The 4,175-nt window shown below is 72.6% G+C and carries 3 protein-coding genes and 2 pseudogenes; 2 read left to right on the plus strand and 3 right to left on the minus strand.

The window, feature by feature from the left end:
- Nucleotides 1-37: 37 nt before the first annotated feature.
- From ABZ646_RS41675 to ABZ646_RS41685, 3 genes and pseudogenes are all read right to left on the minus strand, one after another.
- Nucleotides 38-736, minus strand: a pseudogene (locus tag ABZ646_RS41675) (histidine kinase); the annotation flags it as partial.
- Nucleotides 737-826: 90 nt separating this feature from the next.
- Nucleotides 827-1,666, minus strand: coding sequence for an ABC transporter permease (locus ABZ646_RS41680; RefSeq protein WP_360531515.1), 840 nt, complete (start codon nt 1,664-1,666; stop codon nt 827-829).
- Nucleotides 1,663-2,610: an ATP-binding cassette domain-containing protein gene (locus ABZ646_RS41685; protein ID WP_360531518.1), complete on the minus strand. Its 948-nt coding sequence runs from the start codon at nt 2,608-2,610 to the stop codon at nt 1,663-1,665. The genes ABZ646_RS41680 and ABZ646_RS41685 overlap by 4 nt, the downstream gene beginning before the upstream one ends.
- A gap of 234 nt (nt 2,611-2,844) precedes the next feature.
- On the opposite strand from ABZ646_RS41685, the gene iolC reads away from it, so the two are divergent.
- The gene (gene iolC / locus ABZ646_RS41690; RefSeq protein WP_360531521.1) at nt 2,845-3,813 is read left to right on the plus strand and encodes a 5-dehydro-2-deoxygluconokinase; all 969 of its coding nucleotides are present in this window, start codon (nt 2,845-2,847) and stop codon (nt 3,811-3,813) included.
- Nucleotides 3,803-4,175: pseudogene (locus ABZ646_RS41695) on the plus strand (hypothetical protein); the annotation flags it as partial. The gene iolC and the pseudogene ABZ646_RS41695, both read left to right, overlap by 11 nt.

Consider the following 4,175-nt stretch of genomic DNA (forward strand, 5'->3'; position numbering starts at 1 on the left):
GGGGGAAACCTTCGATTCAACGGGCCCCGGTAGCCCAATCGGCGAGGGTGATGATGACGGCCAGGTTGTGGCCCACGATGTCGTGCATCTCGCGGGCCACCCGGGCGCGCTCGGCCGCGGCGGCGAGCCTGCTGCGCTGGTCGCGTTCCACCTCCAGACGGGTGGCCCGGTCCCGCAGCGCCGCCAGCTGCGCCCGCCGGATGCGGACCGCGAGGCCGAGCGCGAGCGCCGCGGTCGCCGTGCTCAGCAGGAAGAACAGCGCGTCCCAGAACGGCACCACCGCCGACACCCGCACCGCGACCAGCGCCATGGCGCCCGTCATGACCCCGCAGGCCCAGGGCAGCCGCCGCAGCCGTCCGTGCAGGACGAGGCTGTACAGGGCTATGAACAGGGCGACGTCCGCACGCAGCAGGACGTCCAGCGACCACTGGAGCACGAAGACGGCGGCCACGGCGCCGAAGGCCGCCGCGGGCCTGCGCCGGCGCCACAGCAGGGGGAGCACCAGTCCGGCCTGCAGGGCGAGCATCGCCGTGACCGGCAGCTGGGTGAACGCCAGCCGGAGGTGGCGCGGCTCGTCGCCGCCGTGGTCGCCGCCGACCCCGCGCAGCAGGTCCGGCAGGCAGAACAGCAGGAAGACCAGCAGCACCACCGTGGTGTCCAGCACCCACGGACGAGCCCGGTCGGCATGCCGCAGCCGCTGGCCGGCCCGGGAGAACCGGGCGACCAGCGGCCCCATCCCGCCGAGCTCGTCGGCGGTCGCGGGGGTGGGCGCGGTGACCTGGGAGGTCACGAGGGTCACGGGGGTCACCTGCCCATCATGCGGGTGTCATACGTCGGTGCGCAGCAGCCGGTACGCCGCCCCGGCCAGCGCCAGCACCGTCCAGCCGGCGAAGACCAGCAGACCGGCCCCGGGCGACAGGCTCGTGGAGTCGTGGGTCAGGGCGAACATCGACTCGCCCGCGTTGCTGGGCAGGTAGCGGCTGATGTCGTCCCGCCAGGAGCTGGGCAGCAGCGAGACCAGGCCGGGGACCAGCATCAGGGTGGCGACCAGTACCGAGATGCCACCGGCCACCGACCGCAGCAGCGCGCCGAGAGCCGTGCCGATCACGGCGACCAGACCCAGGTAGAGGCCGGCGCCCAGCAGGCTCCGTACGACACCGGCATGGGAGAAGCCCATGGCCGCGGGCGTGCCGGAGACGATACGGCTGCCGAAGAAGAAGGCGATCAACACGCCCAGCGTGCCGACGGCCAGCGCGACCAGGCCGAACACGGCCGCCTTGGACCACAGCACCGGCAGCCGGCGCGGCACCGCGGCCAGCGTGGAGCGGATCATGCCGGTCGAGTACTCGCCCGCCGTGACCAGCACGCCGAGGACGCCGAGGGCGAGCTGCGCGAAGTTCGTACCGAACAACGACAGGCTCACGGCGGTCGAGCGGGCGAAGTCCGGGTCCATGTGGGCGGAGCCGATCCCGGACTTGTACCGGCTCGACGCGATCAGCCCGAACGCGACGAGGAACAGCAGGCCGATCCCGAGGGTGATCCAGGTCGACCGCAGCGACCAGAGCTTGGCCCATTCCGAGGCCAGCACCCGCCTGCCGGTCACCCGGTAGGCGGGGCGTGCGACGGCGGGGGGAGTGTCGGTGGTGGCGGTGAGCGTGGTGGTCATGCCGTCCTCCCGAGGGACTCGGCGGTCTCGCCGGCGGTCGTGGCGCCGTGGTACTCCACGGCGTCCTTGGTCAGGTCCATGAAGGCCTGCTCCAGGGAGACCTCACGCGTGCTCAGTTCGAACAGCGCGATCCCGTGCTCGGCGGCCTTCAGGCCGATCTCCCGCGCGCTCAGCCCGGTCACCTCCAGCGCCTCGGAGCCGATGCGCCCGGTGACGTCGACGCCCGGACCCGCCAGGACCTCCCGCAGCCGCGCCGGATCCTGCGTGGCCACGTGCACGGTGTCACCGCCGGCCCGCCGCACCAGTTCCCGCACGGTCGTGTCGGCCAGCAGCCGTCCGCGCCCGACGACGATCAGGTGATCCGCGACCAGCGCCATCTCGCTCATCAGGTGCGACGACACGAAGACCGTGCGCCCCTCCTCGGCGAGCGACGTCAGCAGGTTGCGGATCCACAGGACACCCTCGGGGTCCAGGCCGTTGACGGGTTCGTCGAGCATCACCGTCTGCGGGTCGCCCAGCAGGGCCGCCGCGATGCCGAGCCGCTGGCCCATGCCGAGGGAGAAGGCGCCGGCCCGCTTGGCGGCCACGCTGCCGAGACCGGCGAGCTCGATGACCTCGTCGACCCGGCGGCGCGGGATGCCGTGCGTCAGCGCCAGCGCCCTGAGGTGGTTGCGGGCCGAGCGACCCGGATGGATCGACTTCGCCTCCAGCAGCGCGCCGACCTCCTGCAGGGGCGCCCGGTGCTGCGCGTAGTGCCTGCCGTTCACCGTGACGGAGCCGCTGGTCGGGGCGTCCAGCCCGACGACCATCCGCATCGTGGTGGACTTCCCCGCCCCGTTGGGCCCCAGGAAGCCGGTCACGGTACCCGGCCTCACGACGAATTCCAGGCCGTCCACGGCCGTCTTCTCGCCGTACCTCTTGGTCAGCTGCCGCGCGTCGATCATCGGAGCTCCTTCACTCGGACTCGGCGCCCGTCGAATCCGACGCCTCTCCGCCACGCTAAGTCCGCGATCACCCCGATCCGGTGGTACCGGAGGCTGAACGGGTCCCCCGGGGTTGTACCGCGGTACTACGCCCGCCACTCACCGCCCCCGGTCCGCCTCTCTGACCTATTGACATGACATTCGCACATGGGTCATCGTGCAGGTGCTAGCTCCGGAATGAAGGGAACCTGCGCGATGCCGTTCGAAGTGCTGACCATGGGCCGGGTGGGGGTGGACGTGTATCCGCTCCAGACCGGGGTGGGGCTGGCCGAGGTCACCTCGTTCGGCAAGTACCTGGGCGGCAGCCCGACGAACGTCGCGGTGGCGGCGGCCCGCTACGGCCGCTCGGCGGCGGTCATCACCAAGACCGGCCGGGACCCGTTCGGCGACTTCGTCCGCACGGCCCTCGGCGGTTACGGCGTGGACGCCCGTTTCGTCGGGGTGTCGGACATCGCGCCGACCCCGGTGACGTTCTGCGAGATCTTCCCGCCGGACGACTTCCCGCTCTACTTCTACCGCCTGCCGAAGGCTCCCGACCTGGACATCCAGCCGGACGAGCTGGATCTGGCGGCGGTGCGCGAGGCCACCGTGTTCTGGATGACGGGTACCGGGCTGAGCGAGGAGCCGAGCCGCGCGGCGACGCTGGCGGCGCTGGAGCACCGGGCCAAGGCGGGCACGACGGTGTTCGACCTGGACTGGCGGCCGATGTTCTGGAAGGACACAGCCGGGCCCGACCCGGCCGAGGCGCGGTCGTACTACCGGGAAGCGCTCCGGCACGCGACCGTCGCGGTCGGCAACATCGACGAGTGCGAGGTCGCCACCGGTGAGCGGGAGCCCTACGCCGCCGCTGAGGCGCTGCTGGCCGCCGGTGTGGAACTGGCCGTGGTGAAGCAGGGCCCGAAGGGCGTGCTGGCCGTGGACCGGGACGGGACGGCCAGCGAGATCCCGCCGGTGCCGGTGGACGTGGTCAACGGCCTGGGCGCCGGTGACGCCTTCGGCGGCGCGCTCTGCCACGGGCTGCTGTCCGGCTGGGACACCCGGCGCACGGTGTCCTTCGCGAACGCGGCCGGGGCCATCGTGGCGGGCCGGCTGTCCTGCTCCGACGCGATGCCCACCGAGGCCGAGGTCGGGGCCGAACTCGACGAGGTGACCCGTGCTGCCTGAGAACCTGAACCGGATCGTGCACGCCCGGGTCAACGACCCCGGTGCGGTCGCGACGGCCGCCGCCCGCCGCGTGAAGGCGACCTCGCTGCGGGGCGAGCACGGCAAGGCGATGATCATCGCCGCCGACCACCCGGCCCGCGGCGCGAACGGCGTGGGCGCCGATCCCCACGCCATGGCCGACCGCTTCGAACTCCTCGACCGGCTGTGCGTCGCCCTGGAACGCCCGGGCGTCACCGGCGTCCTGGGCACCGCGGACATCCTGGAGGACCTGCCGGGCTGCCGCCGACCGTGCCGTCAGAGTCTCGCCCGGGGTGCTGATGAGGGCCCGGCATCGCACCAACCGCCCTTACTGCGACACTCCG

The organism is Streptomyces sp. NPDC007162, from assembly GCF_040634175.1.
Taxonomy (GTDB): domain Bacteria; phylum Actinomycetota; class Actinomycetes; order Streptomycetales; family Streptomycetaceae; genus Streptomyces.